This is a genomic window from Aestuarium sp. (assembly GCF_023253315.1).
Lineage (GTDB): Bacteria > Pseudomonadota > Alphaproteobacteria > Rhodobacterales > Rhodobacteraceae > Marivivens > Marivivens donghaensis.
Window position 1 is genome coordinate 142,834 of record NZ_JALRGW010000004.1, and the last position, 19,561, is coordinate 162,394.

Below are 19,561 nucleotides of genomic sequence, written 5' to 3' on the forward strand. Positions count from 1 at the left end.
ATTTTTACGTTGCCGTGTCAAAGTCAGAAGCTATAAACGCGTCCTGATACCGCTAAAATCGATTATGCGGGTCGAATTTGAACGCAAAACGGAGCGAGACAATGACCGAGTGGCAGAAAACGGACTGGCGTGCAAAACCGCGGGTTCAGATGCCCGACTATACGGATGAGGCAAAGCTGAACGCTGTAGAAGCGAAGCTGGCAAGCTATCCGCCCTTGGTCTTTGCTGGCGAGGCACGCAAACTCAAAGCGAAACTGGGTGCAGTTTCCCGTGGCGAGGCCTTCCTTCTTCAGGGCGGTGACTGCGCTGAAAGCTTTGCTGAATTTTCGGCTGATAACATCCGCGACACCTTTAAGGTGATGCTGCAGATGGCAATGGTTCTGACCTACGGTGCGAAGGTTCCTGTGGTCAAAGTAGGTCGTATGGCTGGCCAGATGGCAAAGCCGCGTTCGGCACCGACCGAAGTGATCAATGGCGCGGAACTGCCGAGCTACCGTGGTGATATCGTCAACGGTTTCGACTTCACGCCTGAGGCTCGTATTCCTGATCCAGACCGTATGCTGCAGGCCTACACGCAGGCCGCTGCAACGCTGAACCTTCTGCGCGCATTCTCGACAGGCGGTTATGCCGACCTGCACAAAGTGCACTCTTGGACGCTTGGTTTTACCGCGTCGCCTGAGGCAGAGCGTTACCGCGAACTGGCAAACCGCATCAGCGATACGCTTGATTTCATGAACGCTGCTGGCATTCGTGATGAGGCGAACCATGCGATGCAGACCGTCGACTTCTTCACCAGCCACGAAGCGCTCCTCTTGGAATACGAAGAAGCGCTTTGCCGTCTGGATTCGACCTCGGGCAAATGGCTTGCAGGTTCGGGTCACATGATCTGGATCGGTGACCGTACCCGTCAGCCTGATGGCGCGCACGTTGAATTCTGCAAAGGCGTTCAGAACCCGATAGGCCTGAAATGCGGTCCTTCGATGACTTCTGGTCACCTGAAATCGTTGATGGCGTCGCTGAACCCACAGAACGAAGCAGGTCGTCTGACCCTGATCGCGCGTTTCGGTGCAGGCAACGTCGGTGAACATCTGCCACGCCTGATCAAAGCTGTTCAGGAAGAAGGCGCAAATGTTGTTTGGACCTGTGACCCGATGCACGGCAACACGATCAAGTCGTCGACAGGCTACAAAACCCGTCCATTCGACAGCGTACTGCGTGAAGTCCGCGAATTCTTTGCAGTTCACAACGCTGAAGGATCGATCCCGGGTGGTGTACACTTCGAAATGACAGGCAAAGACGTCACCGAATGCACCGGCGGTGTTCGCGCTGTGACCGATGAGGATCTGAGCGATCGTTACCACACAGCATGTGACCCGCGTCTGAACGCGTCGCAATCTCTGGAGCTTGCGTTCCTTGTTGCGGAAGAACTCTCTGCGCGTCGCGAAAAACTGGCAGCAGCGGCAAACGCTTAATCGCGGTCGTTGTCGACAACCAAACGAAGGGCCGGCCGTTGGGTCGGCCTTTTTCGTTCACCCGCATAGAGCGCCTGATCAAAAGCCTGCATGGGGGCAATATTGATCTTTTCGTGACGAACAGGGGCTGGGCCTTCGATAGAGAACCGACGTGCGCTGCGGCCCTGAATTCCCTCAGTCACAATCGCACCTAATGCCCGCGTCGGGATTCCGTTCACACCCGCGAGCGGCATCAAGAGGAGCCGCCCTGTAAACTTTGGCCGCGAGAGGCCACGTTGAGTGGTCAGTAACAGTTCGACAATCGCTGGATCGGCAAAACACGCCTCAACATAGGTCTGCAAACGATCCCGTTCGGTCGGTTCAAACAGCATGGACAGAGGCATGCCGCGCGCCTCCATCATCATCAGGTCGTTGATTTTTTGACCGCTGACACGCAACCGCCCTACACCCGGGGCCACACGTTCCAAGATAAAGGAATAGGGCAGAGCCGCGTCAATTCGCGTTGGATCAATGGCACGACGTTCAGGCAACGTTTTAGGGCCGCGCAATTCATGCCAATAGGCCTCAAGCACCTTGAGCGTTTCGCTATTGGTTTGGTGTGGCGTGTCCATGTCGCACATCCTTAACGGGTGATTCAAATTCATAAAACAATTCATTCAAATTGACACGACCCTTCGCACATCAAGGTTAACAGGCCGTCGCGCCACTTGCCGCAGTGCCCCAATTTGCATTAAGCCATTGGCAACAAAAGGAGAGGCCATCGTGATCCGATCAATGACCGCATTCGCCAGCCGAACGGGCGCACATGGCGCAACCCAATGGAGTTGGGACATTCGAAGCGTGAACGCACGGGGACTCGACCTTCGCCTACGCCTCCCAGACGGCATTGAAGGGCTGGAACAATCGGTGCGCACGTCGCTGAACAAACGGTTTTCGCGGGGGAACATCACCTTGAACCTGCGCCTTACGCGGGACGAGACAGATAAAAAACTGGATGTGGACACCGCAGCGTTGGACCGCGCTTTGGAGGCACTTGGCCGCATCGATGCACGGGCCGCAGCAATGGGGCTACAGGTCAACACCCCGACCTCGGTTGAAATCCTCAATATCAAAGGCGTTTTCGTTCCGACGAACCTGTCCGAGGATGACGACGACCTTCTGAAACACTTGATCGATGACTTTGGCCCCTTGCTCGACGATTTCGCCGCGATGCGGGCAACCGAAGGACGGGCGTTGCATGCGGTTGTGACTGACCACCTCAATAGGATCGAAGAACTCATTGAAAAGGCGTCAATTACTGCCGAAGAGCGCAAGGCCGATGTTCGCGTTGCACTTACCTCTGCGATGAAACGTGTGCTCGACGATATTGCAGAGGTCGATGATCAACGGCTGGCCCAAGAGCTCGCTGTTCTTGCGGTAAAACAAGACGTAACTGAGGAATTGGACCGCCTTCGTGCCCATGTCGATGCGGCCCGTAGATTAATCAGCGATCCGGCCCCTGCGGGACGCAAGCTCGACTTCCTCGCGCAGGAATTTAACCGTGAAGCCAATACCCTGTGTTCGAAATCTCAGGCTGTTGGGCTCACGGCCGTTGGGCTAGAGTTAAAAGCCGTCATCGAACAGATGCGCGAACAAATTCAGAATGTGGAGTAATTGATGTCTGCCATCCAACGCCGTGGTCTCTTGATCATTTTGTCCTCGCCGTCAGGGGCAGGGAAATCCACATTGGCGAAACGTTTGATGGCGTGGGACCCGACACTTTCGTTTTCGGTCTCGGCAACCACGCGTAATCCGCGTCCCGGCGAAACCGACGGTGTCGAATATTACTTTAAAACCAAGTCCGAATTTGAAGCGATGGTCGATGCGGGTGAAATGCTCGAACATGCGGAAGTCTTCGGGAACTACTACGGCACACCGAAAGGTCCTGTTGAAACAGCTATGATGGCTGGTCGTGACACGATTTTCGACATCGATTGGCAAGGCGGTCAACAAATCAGACGCTCTGCCTTGGCCAATGACGTTGTGTCGATCTTTATTCTGCCTCCGTCGATCGCTGATCTGGAATCGCGCCTACGTGGACGTGCACAAGACAGCGATGAGGTGATCGCGAACCGCATGGCCCAAAGCCGCGATGAGATCAGCCATTGGGCCGAATATGACTATGTGATCGTGAACCGCGACGTGGATGCAGCCGAAGCCGAACTAAAAACGATCCTCATGGCGGAACGGTCCCGTGCTAATCGTCAACCGGGCCTCAATGAATTTGTCCGCGGATTGAACAAGGAGTTTGAAGCCAGATGATTTACGAACTCGACGGAATCGCCCCGATTATAGATGACACCGCTTGGGTTGCTGACGATGTGAACTTGATCGGCAAGGTGACGCTGGCCGCGAAATCTTCGGTCTGGTTTGGTTCAACGCTGCGCGGTGACAACGAAATGCTCACGCTCGGCGAGGGTAGCAATATCCAAGAAAACAGCGTGCTGCATACCGATATGGGGTATCCGCTCACCATCGGTAAAAACTGCACTATCGGTCACAAGGTTATGCTTCACGGCTGCACTATCGGCGACAACACATTGATCGGGATGGGTGCTATGGTGATGAACGGCGCTGTGGTCGGGAAAAACTGCCTTATTGGGGCAGGGGCGTTGATCACCGAGGGCAAAGTGATCCCCGATGGGTCGCTCGTCATGGGCGCACCCGGTAAGATCATTCGAACCTTGGCCGACGACGCCATCGAAGGTCTGACCAGATCGGCGTTGAGTTATCAGAAAAACGCAGAGCGTTATCGCAAAGGGCTCAGAGCGATCAATGCAGAGTGATTTTGGGCGCTAAGAAGTTCAGAACGTCAAAATCCAAACCCGGTGCAACTTGTGCGACTTCGCGACGGATCATGTCGGGGTTGGGCAGGTTCCCCGTGAGCGCGCGGTAGCGACCCGTAAACCCAAGTCGGTAAAGTTGCTTTGCAATATCAATCGCATCAAACCCTCGACCAAAGAGGGACGACACGACTGTGTCGGGTTCAATACGCGCCATAAGAGTATGGTCTAAGTCAGAAAAATCGACGTAGTGATAATCGGCAACCTCGGCAGCAATACCCGGATCAGCCCACTCGGATTTCTGTCCAATCACAAGCATCACAGATCTCTGCGCAGTGCTGCGCAGGCGCGTTGCTTTTAGGGTTCCCATCCCCGATTTCCCCACTCTTAGTCGTTCGTGATGCAGTCAGATACATCGACTGCGTATACAATTATACGGAGTATTTCTCATGTCGCAATCACCGTTAAGGGGGAGTTGAAAAGACTTGCGGGGAAACAAACGGACGCTACGAATAGCGGCATGACACCAGATATCCCAACCCCCGCCCAGATCGTCCAAGCCCTACCACTGGTGGCTTTGATCATTGGACCCGACGAACGGATCACCGTTGCCAATGGGCATGCACGATCCCTGTTGGGTCAGGAAATCGTGGGGCGCCACTGCATTACAGGATTACGGCAACCCAATATCCTCGACGCGATTGAGACGGTGTTTCGCACGAAGACGAAACAAGAATCACGCTACCTTGGGCGCGATAGCGGGCGGGATACGACGTTTCGGGTCAACATTGCTCCGATTGAAACGGGTAAGGGGACCTCTGTCCTGATCACCTTCGAAGACCTCACTGATATTGAAGATGCGGGAAAAATGCGTCGCGATTTTGTGGCGAACGTCAGTCATGAACTCAAAACGCCACTCACTGCGCTGATGGGGTTTATCGAAACGCTGCGTGGGCCCGCACGGAATGATCCTAAAGCGCAAGATCGGTTTCTGTCCATCATGGAACAAGAAGCCACGCGGATGTCGCAGCTTGTTTCGGACCTATTGTCGCTGAGTAAGGTTGAGGAGAATGAACGCATTCGCCCCGTTCAACCCGTTAACCTTGATGCGATCCTCAATTCGACGATCCTTGCGCTTGCGCCTGTCGCGGAAAAGGCTGCGGTCGCAGTCACTGCACATTTCCCGCCAACGGTTCCGCTCATTCCAGGTGATGAAAATCAATTACGTCAGGTATTTCGCAATCTCATCGAAAACGCGATCAAATATGGCGCACGTGGCGGCAAAATCGACGTCATCATTGATGAGGCCCAAGAAAGTGCACTTTTGCGCGGCCAAGGCATCACGGTGCGCGTTCGGGATTATGGCGAAGGGATCGCAGCGCATCACATCGCCCGCCTGACTGAACGATTCTACCGCGTTGATAGCCATCGTAGCCGCGAAGTTGGCGGCACAGGCCTTGGGCTTGCGATTGTAAAACATATCATCAGCCGACATCGCGGGCGCCTTCGGATCAATTCCGTAGTAAATGAGGGTACTGAGTTCGCAGTTATTTTGCCTGTTGAGTGAAGTTTTCTGCAAAAATCTTAGGCTGTCATAAAACTCTTACAAAAGTGTCACAAAAGGTTGTCACGCCGCCCTTAGGTGGAGCGCATAGGTCACGCGGCTCGCGTGTGACCCATGTCTGACAGACAGGAGTTTATTTAATGTCGTTCATGAAACTGACCGCCTCGACCCTGGCGATCGCCGCCGTATCCGCAACTGCTGCAGTAGCACGTGACAACGTCCAGATCGCTGGTTCGTCGACTGTTCTGCCTTACGCTTCGATCGTTGCAGAAGCATTCGGCGAAAACACCGATTTCCCGACACCCGTTGTAGAATCGGGCGGTTCGTCTGCTGGCCTCAAAGCTTTCTGTGAAGGCGTAGGCGAGAACACCATCGACATCGCAAACGCTTCGCGCGCTATCAAATCGTCGGAAGTTGAAACCTGCGCTGCAAACGGCGTAACCGACATCATCCAAGTTCGCATCGGCTATGACGGCATTGTGTTCGCATCCGACATCAACGGTAACTCCTTCGAGTTCACACCGTCTGACTGGTACCTTGCTCTTGCTGCTGAACTGCCAGTTGACGGTGCAATGGTTGCAAACCCGAACACCAACTGGTCTGAAGTAAACGAAAAATTCGCTGACCAGCCGATCCAAGCCTTCATCCCGGGCACCAAGCACGGCACCCGCGAAGTATTCGACGAGAAAGTAATCCTTCAGGGTTGTGAAGACACTGGCGCGATGGCTGCAATTCTCGAAATCAACGGTGGTGACGAAGACGCTGCTGAAGAAGCATGTATGACCATCCGTGGCGACGGTCTGTCCGTAGACATCGACGGCGACTACACTGAGACTCTCGCACGTATCGCTGCTGACACCAACGGCATCGGTGTGTTCGGCCTCGCGTTCTACGAAAACAACACTGACAAACTTCAGGTTGCGACCATGAACGGCGTTGTTCCTTCGACTGCATCGATCGCTGCAGCAGAATACCCTGTATCGCGTCCGCTGTACTTCTACATCAAAGCAGCTCACATCGGCGCCATCCCTGGCCTGAAAGAGTACGCTCAGTTCTTCGTATCTGACGAACTCGCTGGTCCTGACGGCCCGCTCGCAGCTTACGGTCTGGTTTCGGATCCGGAACTGGCAGCAACCCAAGCAATGGTTGCTAACGAAGAGACCATGGGCTCGAACTAATCGGCCTGAAATAGGCGGGGGGACGGGTTCCGTCCCTCCGCTTTTTCGTGTCTAAAGGCACAAACAAGAATTTACGCATTTGGGGTCCCTATGCCGTTTCTCTGGATTTTAATTGCCCTCATCATCATCGCATCGGTTGCGTTTGTTTTGGGTCGGCAGCGTGCAGTACAGAGTGCAGGCGGCGACTCCCGCAAGCTTCATTCTCTCCCCGGATTTTACGGCTGGAACACTGCGATTGGCGCAATGGTTCCGTCGATTGCAATCCTCGCCGTTTGGATGATCGCCCAGCCCATTATCGTTAACATGTCGATTGCCCCGATGATTACATCGGTAGAGGCTTCTGACAGCGCGACGCTTGGGCTCGTTTTGTCCAACGTGACCAACGTTTCCGAAGGTCTGGACGCTGCAATTGCCGCAGGCGCGATCACGGACAACGAAGTCGCAGCTTTGAATGCTGAGACGGACAACATCAAAGGCCTCCTGTCCCAAGTCGGCAAGGTCGTAGGCTCTGATATCACCCCTGAAATTCTCGACGCGGCACGTGCATCGCGTGACATGAACGCGACGGGAACGCTTTTCAAAACCATTGTGGTTCTGGCCGCGGCCATTGCTGGCGGCGCCTTTGCGCTAACGAAAATTCGACCCGATCTCTGGGCTCGCAATCGGGTCGAATCCTTTGTGCGCTACGTTCTTATCACGGCCGCATCGATCGCGATCCTGACCACAATCGGCATCGTTCTGTCCCTGATCTTCAACACGGTGAAGTTTTTTGGCATGTATTCAGCCACCGACTTCTTCTTTGGTCTAAACTGGCTCCCCCGTTTCCAAGGCGAAAGCGATCTCGGCATCCTGCCGCTGATGTGGGGCACCGTTTACATCTCGATCATCGCGCTCCTAGTTGCTGTCCCAATCGGCCTTTTCGCTGCGATCTACCTATCTGAATACGCGTCCAAAGGGGTTCGCGCAGTCGCTAAACCCGCGCTTGAGGTTCTGGCTGGTATCCCGACCATCGTTTACGGTTTGTTTGCTCTTTTGACAGTTGGTCCGCTGCTGAAGTCCGCCTTTGGTGACGGTGGCGTTCTTGGCGTTCAGTGGATGGGCAGTGCAGACGCTGCAATGACCGCTGGCCTTGTCATGGGCATCATGTTGATCCCATTTGTTTCGTCGCTTTCTGACGACATCATCAACGCTGTACCCCAGGCAATGCGCGATGGCTCTTATGGCCTAGGTGCAACAAAGTCGGAAACGATCAAGCAAGTTGTCTTGCCTGCCGCTCTGCCTGGCATTGTGGGCGCGGTTCTTTTGGCGGCCTCGCGCGCCATCGGCGAAACGATGATCGTTGTGCTCGGGGCAGGGGCAGCGGCGCAGCTGTCGTTGAACCCCTTCGACGCGATGACCACTGTGACAACCCGTATCGTGGCCCAGTTGACAGGTGACACCGACTTTGCATCGGCCACCGCTCTGGTCGCCTTTGCTTTGGGTATGACACTCTTTGTTGTCACCCTCGGGCTGAACATTCTCGCCCTCTACATTGTCCGTAAATATCGGGAGCAGTACGAATGACCGACGCGTCCGCAAATAACTCCGCATCGGGTAAATCATCGCTGCTCGTTCAGGATGCCCGCACGCGCAAACGCAATGCTGTCGAGGCACGGTTCAAGTGGTATGGCATCACGGCGATTGCCATCGGCTGCGCGTTCCTGATCCTTCTCGTGACCGCGATTGCGTTCAACGGTAGCCGCGCATTCCGCCAGACGTTTGTGAACGTTCCTGTGACACTCGACGCCGCGGCTATTGAGGCTGCAGAAGCGTCGATGATGAAAACGTCGCAGTATCGCAAAATGATCGAAGCGGCGCTTTTGATCGAAGTGTCGGAGGCCAGCATCGAGACCGACATGGATGCTGGCAAACTTGGCGACATGCTGTCGTCCTCGGCGCCTGCGCAAATGCGTGATTTCGTTTTGGCGAACCCTGACCGCATCGGCGACACGGTTTCTTTCGATTTCCTGACCTCCTCGCGCGTCGATGGCTATTTGAAAGGCCGCGTGACCCGCGAGTCTCTCGCGAACGATAAGAACCTTGATGCCGCTCACCTCGATCTGGTTGATCAGATGCGTGACATTGGCATGGTCGAAAAACGGTTCAATATCGATTTCATCATCGGCTCGGATGCGTCTGAGGAACGTCCAGAACAGGCGGGGATGGGCGTTTCTATCCTCGGCTCACTGTTCATGATGTTTGTGGTTCTTTTCCTTTCGCTCCCGATTGGTGTCGCTGCATCGATCTACCTCGAAGAATTCGCACCAAAGAGCCGCTGGACCGACTTGATCGAGGTGAACATCTCGAACCTCGCTGCAGTGCCGTCGATTGTTTTCGGTATCTTGGGCGTCGCTGTGTTCATCCAGATCGGCCACCTGCCCAAATCCGCACCTCTGGTCGGCGGTCTGGTGCTAACCCTGATGACCCTGCCGACGATCATCATCTCGACCCGCGCCGCACTCAAAGCTGTTCCGCCATCGATCCGCGAAGCAGCGCTTGGGGTAGGGGCCTCGAAAATGCAGTCGGTATTCCACCATGTTCTGCCTCTCGCCATGCCCGGCATTCTAACGGGTACAATCATCGGCTTGGCGCAGGCCTTGGGTGAAACTGCACCGCTTCTGCTGATCGGTATGGTTGGCTTTATCGCGACGAATTACCCGACAGGTCCAATTGACGGCTTCCTGTCCCCAAACTCCGCAATGCCTGCTCAAATCTACGAATGGGCCAAACGCGCTGATCCGGCCTATTACGAACGGGCTTGGGGAGGTATCATCATTCTGTTGGTGTTCCTTCTCGCCATGAACGTAATCGCGGTCATCCTGCGCCGCCGTTTTGAACGCCGGTGGTAAGAAGGTCTAAAACCATGAACGATATGCGACTAATAGATAGAGCGGTGGACATGAAGGACATCAAATTTTCGGCCCGCAACGTGCAGGTCTACTACGGAACCACGCATGCCATCAAAGACGTGAATGTTGATATCGCGGATAAAACCGTGACTGCGTTCATCGGCCCGTCGGGTTGCGGTAAATCCACGTTCTTGCGTTCGCTGAACCGGATGAACGACACCATCGATATTTGCCGTGTCGAAGGCGACATCCTCTTGGACGGCGAAGACATCTACGACAAACGCGTGGACCCTGTGCAGCTGCGCGCAAAGGTCGGCATGGTGTTTCAAAAGCCGAACCCGTTTCCTAAGTCGATCTATGACAATATCGCCTATGGGCCCCGTATTCATGGCCTCGCGAAGAACAAGACCGACCTCGATGAGATCGTCGAAAGTTCGCTAAAGCGTGCGGCGCTGTGGAATGAGGTCAAGGATCGCCTTGATGCTCCGGGCACTGGACTTTCTGGTGGTCAGCAGCAGCGTCTGTGTATTGCACGTGCTGTAGCGACACAGCCTGAAGTCTTGTTGATGGACGAACCTTGTTCGGCACTCGACCCGATTGCAACAGCGCAGGTTGAGGAATTGATCGACGAACTTCGGTCCAACTTCTCGGTCGTGATCGTGACCCACTCGATGCAACAGGCTGCACGTGTGAGCCAAAAGACCGCCTTCTTCCACCTCGGGAACCTCGTCGAATACGGCGAGACGGGTCAGATCTTTACCAATCCGGTTGATCCCCGCACCGAGAGCTACATTTCCGGCCGCATTGGCTAAGGAGCGCACATAATGAGTGATCAACACATCCTATCCGCCTACGACCGCGACCTCGAAGCCATTCAGGCACTGGTTATGAAAATGGGTGGCCTAGTTGAGGCTGCAATTCTCGACGGCGCACAGTCGCTAGAAACCCGAGACGTGGAATTGGCGGCGAAAGTCCGCGCTAATGATAAAGCTATCGACGAACTCGAACTTCGCATCAACGAAGAAGCAGCGCGTTGTATCGCCCTGCGTGCGCCCGTGTCCAAAGACCTGCGCACTGTTTTGACCACGCTCAAACTGGCAGGCAGCCTCGAGCGTATCGGCGACTACGCAAAGAACATGGCGAAACGCACCAATGTTCTGGTCGAGATGCGCGAAATCCCGGGCCCCGACGCGTCCTTGCGTCGTATGGCACGCGAAGTCGAAGGCATGCTGCGTAACGTTTTGGATGCCTATATTCAACGCGACGCGAAACTGGCTGAGCAGGTCCGTGAACACGACCACGACGTCGACCAGATGTATAACGCCATGTTCCGCGAATTCCTGACGTTCATGATGGAAGACCCGCGTAATATCACGGCCTGTATGCACTTGCATTTCATCGCGAAGAACATCGAACGCATGGGCGATTTGGTAACCAATATGGCCGAACAAGTCATCTATTTGGTGACAGGTGAACTGCCCGAAGATAGCCGCCCCAAAGCTGATAGTACCTCGTATATTTCCAAGGTTGATTAATGGCTCAGCAACCCCTCGTTCTCGTCGTCGAAGATGAACCCGCGCAACGTGAGGTTCTGAAATACAACCTTGAATCAGAAGGTTACACGGTGTCTTTCGCTGTAAATGGCGAAGAAGCGCTGCTGATGATCAGCGAAGAGCTCCCTGATGTGATCGTTTTGGACTGGATGCTTCCGAATGTCTCTGGGATCGAGGTTTGCCGTCAGGTGAAAACACGCCCTGAGACACGTGAAATCCCTGTCATCATGCTCTCTGCGCGGTCAGAGGAAGGCGACAAGGTTCGCGGTCTGGAAACAGGTGCCGACGACTATGTCACCAAACCCTATTCGGTGACTGAACTGCTGGCTCGCGTTCGGTCGCAGCTCCGTCGCTCCCGTCCGACAATGGCGGGGCAGGTTATGGTGTTCGAGGATATCCAACTCGACAGTGAAACCCATCGCGTGACCCGTGATGGTGAACAGTTGAAACTCGGCCCGACAGAGTTTCGCCTCTTGTCGACCTTCATCGAAAAACCGGGGCGTGTTTGGTCGCGTGATCAACTTCTGGACCGTGTTTGGGGACGCGATATCTACGTCGATACTCGCACCGTTGACGTGCACGTTGGGCGACTAAGAAAAGCGCTTACTGCCCATGGTGGAAATGATCCCGTGCGCACCGTTCGCGGTGCCGGATACGCCCTAGGCTAAGGCGTTTTTGGGCTTTTAAACGCGCGTTTATCGCGTAGCGTAAGGAAACCACTTCGAAAGGTTTCCCTATGCCAAGCACGCGCACAAGCCCATCGTTTGCAGATTCAGAATACTGGGATCGTATTGAGAAAACCCGCGCGGCGATGGAAGCCGCAGGAGTTGATACGATCATCGTCTCTGACCCGTCCAATATGGCGTGGCTGACGGGGTACGATGGCTGGTCATTCTACGTTCATCAGGCCGTGATCCTCGGCTTGGAAGGCGAACCCATTTGGTGGGGCCGCGGGATGGACGCAGCAGGCGCGTTGCGCACTGTTTTCATGCACGAAGACAACATCTTTGGCTATGAAGACAGCTACGTTCAGAACCCTGACAAGCACCCGATGGAAGACCTATCGCGAGTAATTGAAGGTTATGGCTGGGACGCAGGTCGCGTCGGCGTCGAAATGGACAACTACTATTTCAGCGCTGCAGCCTATGGATCATTAATCAAAGGTCTGCCAAAGGCGACCTTTGTCGACACCACAGGCCTCGTGAACTGGCAACGTGCGATCAAGAGCCCGACGGAACTGACCTACATGCGCCGTGCCGCCGACATCGTTCAAGCCATGCACGCGCGTATTGCCGAGGTCGCCGAACCCGGGATGCCAAAGCACCATCTGGTTGCTGAGATTTATCACACTGCGATCAAGGGCGTCGGTGGCCACTGGGGGGACTATCCAGCAATCGTTCCCATGGCGCCGTCTGGCCTTGACGCCACCGCACCACACCTGACGTGGGATGATACACCGCTGCGGACAGGTGAAACGACGTTCTTTGAAATTGCTGGCGTTCACCGCCGCTATCACTGCCCGCAATCCCGTACGCTGTTCTTTGGCACCATGCCGCAAAAGTTCATCGATGCAGAACATGCGGTGACTGAAGCCACAGCAGCTGCCCTCGAACAAGCGAAACCGGGCAACCGCTGCGAAGACGTTGCCAACGCCTTTAACCAGACGCTCAACAAGCTCGGTTTTGTCAAAGACAGTCGTTGCGGCTACGCCATCGGCCTGAGCTATCCGCCGGATTGGGGCGAACGCACGATGTCGTTCCGCGCGGGCGATAAAACGGTTCTACGTCCGGGGATGACGTTCCACTTTATGCCTGCGCTTTGGCTCGACGACGGCGGTATTGAAACGACCGAACCGATTGTTATCACCGAAACTGGTCACGAACTGCTTTGCAAAACCCCTAGCGGTATCGTTATCAAGTCGTAATCGGTGCAACACAGAGGAGGGCGGCGATGAGCGATGTTGAACGACTTGCCGTCCATGACCTAAAACTGCTGCGCGCACTTGTCGTCGTCGCCCGTGAGGGGAACGTCACACGTGCCGCAGACATCCTGAACCTCTCCCAACCTGCGGTGAGTTTTCAACTGCGCAAATTGGGGCAATTGAGCGGCCTTGTGTTGTTCAAACGAACGGCGACGGGGCTAGAACTTACGAAAGACGGCGCCTTATTGGCGACGAAGGCCGAACAGGTTTTGGGCTCGGTCCAAGACTTCAACCGTCTCCTTCAAACGATGCGGACCCACCTACAGGGCACCTTGCGCGTGGGCACCATCATCGACCCTGAATTCACCCGTTTGGGCGCGTTTTTGCAGCAGATGTTGCAGGTTGGGCCAGGGGTTTCGACCTCACTTCGGCATGGGATCAGTGGTGAAGTGCTGGACTATTTGCGGAACGACACCTTGGATGTCGGATTTTACCTCGGTGACTTGGATCAACCAGCGGACGCCGAACAGTTCCACGTGCGTCACCTATCTACGCTGACGTATTGCGTGGTTGCGCCACCTGCGCTCTTAGGATCGGCCAAAGACTACGATTGGCGCGAACTGGCTGCGTTGCCGTGGATCGGAACACCGCCAGCATCGGTTCATAACCGGTTGCTGACAAAGGTTTTTGACCGAATGGGTCTGCGCCAAAACCAAGTCGCACAGGTCGATCAGGAATCGTCCATGCTCGCTATGGTGCGCACGGGGGTCGGCCTGAGCCTCGCACGTGAATCCATTGCACTCCGTGAGGCCCAGTCCGGCAACGTCACCATTCTAACGGGCAAACGACTGGATACATCGCTGAGCTTTCTTTGCCTTGCGCAGCGCCGCGATGATCAAGTTGTTCAACTTGCCTTTGAGGCCATTGATGATGTTTGGCCAACTTAACTCGGCAGATATTCTTTGCTCCACGTTTCGCTGATCGATCCGTTTTGCAACATCTCATCGATGTCGGTCTCGTTATAGCCAAGATCAAGCAAGACCGACCGCGTTGAGGCCCCGTATTTTTCGGCGGGATCCATCATATTCACAGCACCACGCGTAGGGCGAACGGCAAATGGATCGAGCTGTGTGACCGTATGGCCGCTCGGGTGGTCCTCATAGACCGAGAACGAATAGCTCCCGCGATCAATGCCCGGAGTGCCATCAGGCGTCCGAACATAGGCCGCGCGCAAGGCGTCAATGTTGTCACAGACCGCCGCGCCAATATCGTTCGCCCGCAAGACCTCTAGCCACGCCGCTGAGGTATCATTCGCGAACACCCCGGCAAGGAACCCTTCGCGTTCCTCATGGGGCAGGGCCGATAACCCCGAGAAAGCCTCGATCGCTTCTAGGCGTCCAATGTCTTTCTCGTAAGTTGAAAGCAGCAGATATTCGCCCGAAGCCGTGTAATAGAACCGCGACAAGGCATCGTAGCCGTTTACATACCGCCCTGACGGTTCATCGAACAGACCACGCCCAGTGTAGTCATAGCAGAACGGCACCTGCAGAAGACCGCTGTTCGCAGAAAGCGATGTACGACCGCGACCCGTTTTGCCCGTCTTCAGTTTTTGATACAGGGCTGTCGCGACGCCCAATGCGCCGCCAAACCCACACATCACGTCAATCGTACCAACGTGCGCATGTTCCTCTGGCTCGCTCATCAGCCCACCAAAGCGCAACATAATACCCGTCGTCGCCTGCACGAGGTCATCGTAGCCCACGTAATCCGTCCGAGGGCCACGACGCACGCCGCTGAAACAGTCGAGCTTGCAGAAGATCGCATCGGGGTTCAGCCGCGCGAGGTTATCCGCGTCCAATCCCATCACTTTGATCTGGTTGTCTGGCGCGTTCCAAACGATCACATCGACGGACCGCACGAGGTTCTCGAATACCTTGCGACCATGTTCGGACGTGATGTCTGTCAGAACTGACTTCTTGCCGCGCATGTGCGACATGCCAAAGATCACCGTGTTCCACGCGTCATACATCGGCTTCGATGGATCAAGCTTGATCACCTCAGCGCCAAACCGTGCCAGATAGCTCACCGAATGTGGTCCCGCGATCACGTTGCAAAGGTCGAGAACGCGGACACCTTCGAGCCAGCCAGACCGATCGTTCGGATCGGTCACACGCGGCAGTTTGGTGCGTTGTTTCTTTAACTGCGCAAGGGCGCTGCTTACATCCACCCAACGGCGTGGGATCGGATAGAGCGCTGCTTCGCCGCTTTCCTCTAACCAGACTACAGGTCCAGGTTGGATCATCATTCCGTATTCAGGATCCTCAACGTCGATCATGAGACCCGACGTTTCCGCGTGGTCGTCGTTGATCCATTCCTGCAACCAGCGCTGCGGCGCACCAGGGAATTTGTTGCGACCAAAAATACGTTCCCACTCTTTGGCGGTTCGCGTGATGAATACCTCTTTCATCTTAGCCGCGATCTTATCCGCCCAGAATTTCGGGAGCGGATAAACACCCAGCGACACGTCGGACGACCATTCGCTGGTGGGCTTGTAGGTATCGTCTTCTTCCTGAAGGCCCTCGGCAACAAGATCATCATAGATACCGAGCGTCTGCAGACACCGTTTCGCGTGGGTCTTATGGCTCGGACAGACGACATAGAACATCCGACCGTCCTTGCAGAGGTAGCTGCGGTAGAATGGGTCAAGGAGCTCCTGCAGCTCTTCATAGGTCACATTCATCGGCAGGCCTTCGGTCCGACGACGGGTGATCTCTTGTTCGCGCTGAGTGATATAGCGTTCAGGCAAACCGTCGATCTTGATCGAGTTATAGCATAGACCTTCCATAACCGCGCTCGCCAGTGGCACTTCGATCTGATCACCCAGACCCGTGCGTTCCCGCGCCTGAAGCGCCAGAACCGCCGCAGAGGCCGCCATCATCGCACCGTAGGACGAGGCGAGGGGTAGGGGAGAGAATGACGGGTTCACGCCCATCAGAACTCGGTTCAAGCCCATATCCGTGAACACACCCGAACTCGCCGCGATCACACTCTCATATGCGCGCAACTCACGACGTTCTTCGTCCGCTGACGCAAAACCGGGGATCGACACGGTGATCAGGTCAGGCTGTGACTGGCGCAATTCCGCGAAATCAATGCCGAGCTTAGCCAGTTTCCCCGGACGGAAATTTTCGACCACGATGTCGGCTTCTGCGATCAGCGCTTTGGCCTGTTCGACACCCTCGGCAGACTTCAGATCGATCGTTACGATCATCTTGTTGCGGTTCAGGGTCGCGTTTGCGGGGCTCTGCCACATCGGACCACCGGGCGGGTCGATATGCACCACCGTAGCCCCCAGATCGCCAAGGATCATCGCAACCGCGGGGCCCGCAATATATTGTCCAAAATCAATGACTTTAACTCCAGCGAGAGGGAGCGTGTCACGGGAAGGGATGGTCATTTCCGAAATCCTGAAAAGGGGGTGTTAGTGTGCATCGGCGAGGATATATCCCGCCGCTTTTTCAGCAATCATCAGCGTTGGCGAATTCGTATTGCCCGACGTGATCTTTGGCATCACGCCCGCATCTGCAACGCGCAAGCCTTTGATCCCTTTGACGCGCAGTCGGCTATCGACAACGGCCATATCATCGTCCGTGCGGCCCATTTTCGTGGTGCCAACGGGATGGAAAATCGTGCTCGCGATGTCACCAGCGAGACGGGCCAATTCCTCGTCCGTTTGGAACTGAGGACCGGGTTTCCATTCGACGGGCTTGTATTTGGCCAAGGCAGGCTGCGCCACGATGTTACGGACCTGACGAATACTCTCGGCGGCGACCAAACGGTCCTCTTCAGTTGCGAGGTAATTCGGCGCGATCTTTGGTGCGTCAAACGGGTTCGCAGATCGAAGCGTAACGCTGCCTGTCGAGGTCGGGTTAAGGTTACAGACACTCGCCGTGAAGGCTGGAAAATCGTGCAACGGATCACCAAACGCATCGAGGCTCAGCGGCTGAACGTGATACTGCAAGTTGGCGTGGGTGCGGGATGCATCGGACCGCGTGAACGCCCCAAGTTGAGACGGCGACATGCTCATTGGGCCAGTGCGTTTTAGCGCATATTCCAGCCCGAACATCGCCTTACCAATCAAACTATTCGCAAGCGTATTCAGCGTCTTAGCGCCTTCAATTTTAAACACGGTACGGATTTGCAGGTGATCTTGGAGGTTGCGACCGACACCTTGAACATTGGCAACAACAGGTATGCCATTCGCGGTTAGTTCTTCGGCGGGGCCGACACCTGACAACATCAGAATTTGCGGCGAACCGATTGCGCCAGCGGACAAAACGACTTCTTTATTGGCAGCGACAGTCACCTGAACACCTTTGCGGTTCACAATCGCACCAGTGCATTTCAACTGACCATTTGCATCGGTCTCAAAGGTGAGTTTCTCGACCTGAGCCTCAGTCCAGATGGTTAGATTTGGTCGCTTAGACGCTGGCCGCAGAAACGCCTTGGAACTGTTCCAACGCCATCCAGAGCGTTGATTTACTTCGAAATATCCAACACCTTCATTGTCGCCGGTGTTAAAATCTTCGGTGCGGCGCACACCAGATTGTTCAGCAGCTTCAGCAAAACTATCAAGGATATCCCATCTCAATCGCTGTTTTTCGATACGCCATTCACCACCATGGCCGTGCAGATCGGAAAAACGACCATTGTCGCCGTCTGCAGGATCAGCGTCGTCGTCCAATTTGTAGTGGTTTTCATGAGCCTTAAATGCGGGCAGGGTGTTTGCCCACGACCAATCGTCATCACCCGTAAGGTCCGCCCAATTGTCGTAGTCCCGTGCTTGACCGCGCATGTAGATCATACCGTTGATCGACGAACATCCGCCGAGTGTCTTACCACGCGGATACCGCAACGACCGACCGTTCAAACCAGCTTCGGCTTCGGTATTGAAAAGCCAATCCGTCCGAGGGTTACCGATGCAATATAGATAGCCGACAGGAATATGGATCCACGGGTAGTTATCTTTTTTGCCAGCTTCGAGGAGCAGAACACGGTTCTTTGGGTCAGCAGAAAGACGGTTCGCAAGAAGACATCCAGCTGTCCCAGCGCCAACAACGACATAGTCAAAGGTCGTAGTGCTCATGAAATTCAGCGCCTCCCGTCGCGTATTTGATCGGGAGGAAGGTAGCTAAACAGAGCATCAACGCCCAATGAAATCTTGCACGAAAAGATATCAAAAAATCTTATAAAGATTTATAATCAGATACTTGCGCCTCTGATTGAGCTGTAGGGCATGAAAAAGAGACAATGATTTTCGAAATCTAGAAGTGTCATTTGTGATGGCTCAAGACACGTTGCGACATTTTCCGCTATCTCAGTTTCATGATCTCTTCTCTGAAGGCTTCTGTTGGGGTTCTCCATCCCAGGCACTTTCTGGGCGTCCCGTTCAGGCGATCACAAATTGCCTTCATATCGAGATTTGAGAGCGCCGCGAGCTGGGTGTCGCGTGGCAGGTATCGGCGCGCCCTTTTGTTCAGGTTCTCGACCGACCCTTTCTGCCACGGCGCTTGCGGATCGCAGAACCAGCTTTCAGTGCCGATGCCCGATTGAAGCCTGCGCCAGTCGCGGAATTCGATGCCCCGGTCGAACGTTATCGAACGCCGTGCCGGTTGGGGCAGGGGTTCCATTACATCCATGAGGCTATTCATCAGGTGCGTCGGGCTGCGATCGTTGTTGCGAAACAGTACTGCAAAACGGGTTTTCCGCTCAACCACAGAGGCCACGTTCATCTGGCCTTGAGCGCGCTCGAAGATCATCAGATCGCCTTCCCAGTCACCGAAAGTCTCACGGGATTTCACATGGTCCGGACGCTGGTGGATGGAGCGATCCGGCGGGAAAACCTGGCCTCTGGGCCGTCTGGCGTAGCGGGGTTGGCGTTTCTTGCGGCGGCTAGGCAGGTGGCGGGCCAGGTGTTCGGACTGGCCGTCGGCGCTGTAGACATAGGCATAGATCGTCTCGTGGCTGACGCGGAGTGTCTGGCCATCATATCCAAGACGGCCCGCAATCTGCTCCGGTGTCCATCCGAGTTTGAGTTGAGTGATGACATGCGTTCGCAGATCATCCAAGCGGATCAGCTTGCGTCGCCGAGCGCGCCGCTTGG

General features: G+C 55.1%; 18 protein-coding genes. 13 read left to right on the forward strand and 5 right to left on the reverse strand.

Annotation, left to right across the window (positions count from 1 at the left end; translation table 11 throughout):
- The first annotated feature begins 101 nt into the window (after window positions 1-101).
- Window positions 102-1,472 (forward strand): class II 3-deoxy-7-phosphoheptulonate synthase, encoded by a 1,371-nt coding sequence (locus AC1QQ2_RS04435; RefSeq protein ID WP_249947089.1) that lies wholly within the window; start codon window positions 102-104, stop codon window positions 1,470-1,472.
- On the opposite strand, the gene AC1QQ2_RS04440 is transcribed toward AC1QQ2_RS04435, so the two are convergent.
- Entirely contained in the window at window positions 1,469-2,083 is a 615-nt protein-coding gene (locus AC1QQ2_RS04440) for a PAS domain-containing protein (RefSeq protein WP_479712230.1), read from the reverse strand. The genes AC1QQ2_RS04435 and AC1QQ2_RS04440 overlap by 4 nt on opposite strands.
- A 163-nt stretch (window positions 2,084-2,246) precedes the next feature.
- On the opposite strand from AC1QQ2_RS04440, the gene AC1QQ2_RS04445 reads away from it, so the two are divergent.
- From AC1QQ2_RS04445 to AC1QQ2_RS04455, 3 genes are read left to right on the forward strand one after another with little or no spacing between them, the layout of a single operon-like run.
- On the forward strand, window positions 2,247-3,125 hold the full coding sequence (locus AC1QQ2_RS04445) for a YicC/YloC family endoribonuclease (protein WP_479712231.1): 879 nt from the start codon (window positions 2,247-2,249) through the stop codon (window positions 3,123-3,125).
- A 12-nt stretch (window positions 3,126-3,137) separates the two neighbouring features.
- Window positions 3,138-3,773: a guanylate kinase gene (gmk, locus tag AC1QQ2_RS04450; protein WP_479712245.1), complete on the forward strand. Its 636-nt coding sequence runs from the start codon at window positions 3,138-3,140 to the stop codon at window positions 3,771-3,773.
- Window positions 3,770-4,297: a gamma carbonic anhydrase family protein gene (locus AC1QQ2_RS04455; RefSeq protein WP_479712232.1), complete on the forward strand. Its 528-nt coding sequence runs from the start codon at window positions 3,770-3,772 to the stop codon at window positions 4,295-4,297. The genes gmk and AC1QQ2_RS04455 overlap by 4 nt, the downstream gene beginning before the upstream one ends.
- Here the strand turns inward: AC1QQ2_RS04455 and AC1QQ2_RS04460 are convergent.
- A complete protein-coding gene (locus tag AC1QQ2_RS04460) occupies window positions 4,284-4,664 on the reverse strand; it encodes a hypothetical protein (RefSeq protein WP_479712233.1) in 381 nt (126 codons plus the stop codon). The genes AC1QQ2_RS04455 and AC1QQ2_RS04460 overlap by 14 nt on opposite strands.
- A 150-nt stretch (window positions 4,665-4,814) precedes the next feature.
- Between AC1QQ2_RS04460 and AC1QQ2_RS04465 the strand changes: the two genes are divergently transcribed.
- From AC1QQ2_RS04465 to AC1QQ2_RS04505, 9 genes are all read left to right on the forward strand, one after another.
- Window positions 4,815-5,861: an ATP-binding protein gene (locus AC1QQ2_RS04465; RefSeq protein WP_479712234.1), complete on the forward strand. Its 1,047-nt coding sequence runs from the start codon at window positions 4,815-4,817 to the stop codon at window positions 5,859-5,861.
- 137 nt (window positions 5,862-5,998) lie between these two features.
- On the forward strand, window positions 5,999-7,036 hold the full coding sequence (locus tag AC1QQ2_RS04470; protein WP_479712235.1) for a substrate-binding domain-containing protein: 1,038 nt from the start codon (window positions 5,999-6,001) through the stop codon (window positions 7,034-7,036).
- Window positions 7,037-7,126: 90 nt separating this feature from the next.
- Window positions 7,127-8,599, forward strand: coding sequence for a phosphate ABC transporter permease subunit PstC (pstC, locus tag AC1QQ2_RS04475; RefSeq protein ID WP_479712236.1), 1,473 nt, complete (start codon window positions 7,127-7,129; stop codon window positions 8,597-8,599).
- On the forward strand, window positions 8,596-9,924 hold the full coding sequence (pstA, locus tag AC1QQ2_RS04480) for a phosphate ABC transporter permease PstA (RefSeq protein ID WP_479712237.1): 1,329 nt from the start codon (window positions 8,596-8,598) through the stop codon (window positions 9,922-9,924). Before pstC ends, pstA begins: the two co-directional genes overlap by 4 nt.
- Window positions 9,925-9,974: 50 nt before the next feature.
- On the forward strand, window positions 9,975-10,736 hold the full coding sequence (gene pstB / locus AC1QQ2_RS04485) for a phosphate ABC transporter ATP-binding protein PstB (RefSeq protein WP_435404538.1): 762 nt from the start codon (window positions 9,975-9,977) through the stop codon (window positions 10,734-10,736).
- Between the two features lie 12 nt (window positions 10,737-10,748).
- Window positions 10,749-11,459 (forward strand): phosphate signaling complex protein PhoU, encoded by a 711-nt coding sequence (phoU, locus tag AC1QQ2_RS04490; RefSeq protein WP_249947097.1) that lies wholly within the window; start codon window positions 10,749-10,751, stop codon window positions 11,457-11,459.
- A complete protein-coding gene (phoB, locus tag AC1QQ2_RS04495) occupies window positions 11,459-12,145 on the forward strand; it encodes a phosphate regulon transcriptional regulator PhoB (RefSeq protein ID WP_067544982.1) in 687 nt (228 codons plus the stop codon). The genes phoU and phoB overlap by 1 nt, the downstream gene beginning before the upstream one ends.
- 68 nt (window positions 12,146-12,213) lie before the next feature.
- On the forward strand, window positions 12,214-13,401 hold the full coding sequence (gene doeA, locus AC1QQ2_RS04500) for an ectoine hydrolase DoeA (RefSeq protein WP_479712238.1): 1,188 nt from the start codon (window positions 12,214-12,216) through the stop codon (window positions 13,399-13,401).
- 26 nt (window positions 13,402-13,427) lie between these two features.
- Entirely contained in the window at window positions 13,428-14,345 is a 918-nt protein-coding gene (locus tag AC1QQ2_RS04505) for a LysR family transcriptional regulator (protein WP_479712239.1), read from the forward strand.
- On the opposite strand, the gene AC1QQ2_RS04510 is transcribed toward AC1QQ2_RS04505, so the two are convergent.
- The 3 genes from AC1QQ2_RS04510 to AC1QQ2_RS04520 form a co-directional block, all read right to left on the reverse strand.
- Window positions 14,342-16,855 (reverse strand): CoA transferase, encoded by a 2,514-nt coding sequence (locus AC1QQ2_RS04510; RefSeq protein WP_479712240.1) that lies wholly within the window; start codon window positions 16,853-16,855, stop codon window positions 14,342-14,344. The genes AC1QQ2_RS04505 and AC1QQ2_RS04510 overlap by 4 nt on opposite strands.
- Window positions 16,856-16,879: 24 nt before the next feature.
- Window positions 16,880-18,544, reverse strand: a complete 1,665-nt coding sequence (locus AC1QQ2_RS04515; protein WP_479712241.1) for a GMC family oxidoreductase — start codon at window positions 18,542-18,544, stop codon at window positions 16,880-16,882.
- Between the two features lie 226 nt (window positions 18,545-18,770).
- The coding region (locus AC1QQ2_RS04520) for an IS30 family transposase (protein ID WP_479712242.1) at window positions 18,771-19,561 on the reverse strand (791 nt) is incomplete at its 5' end.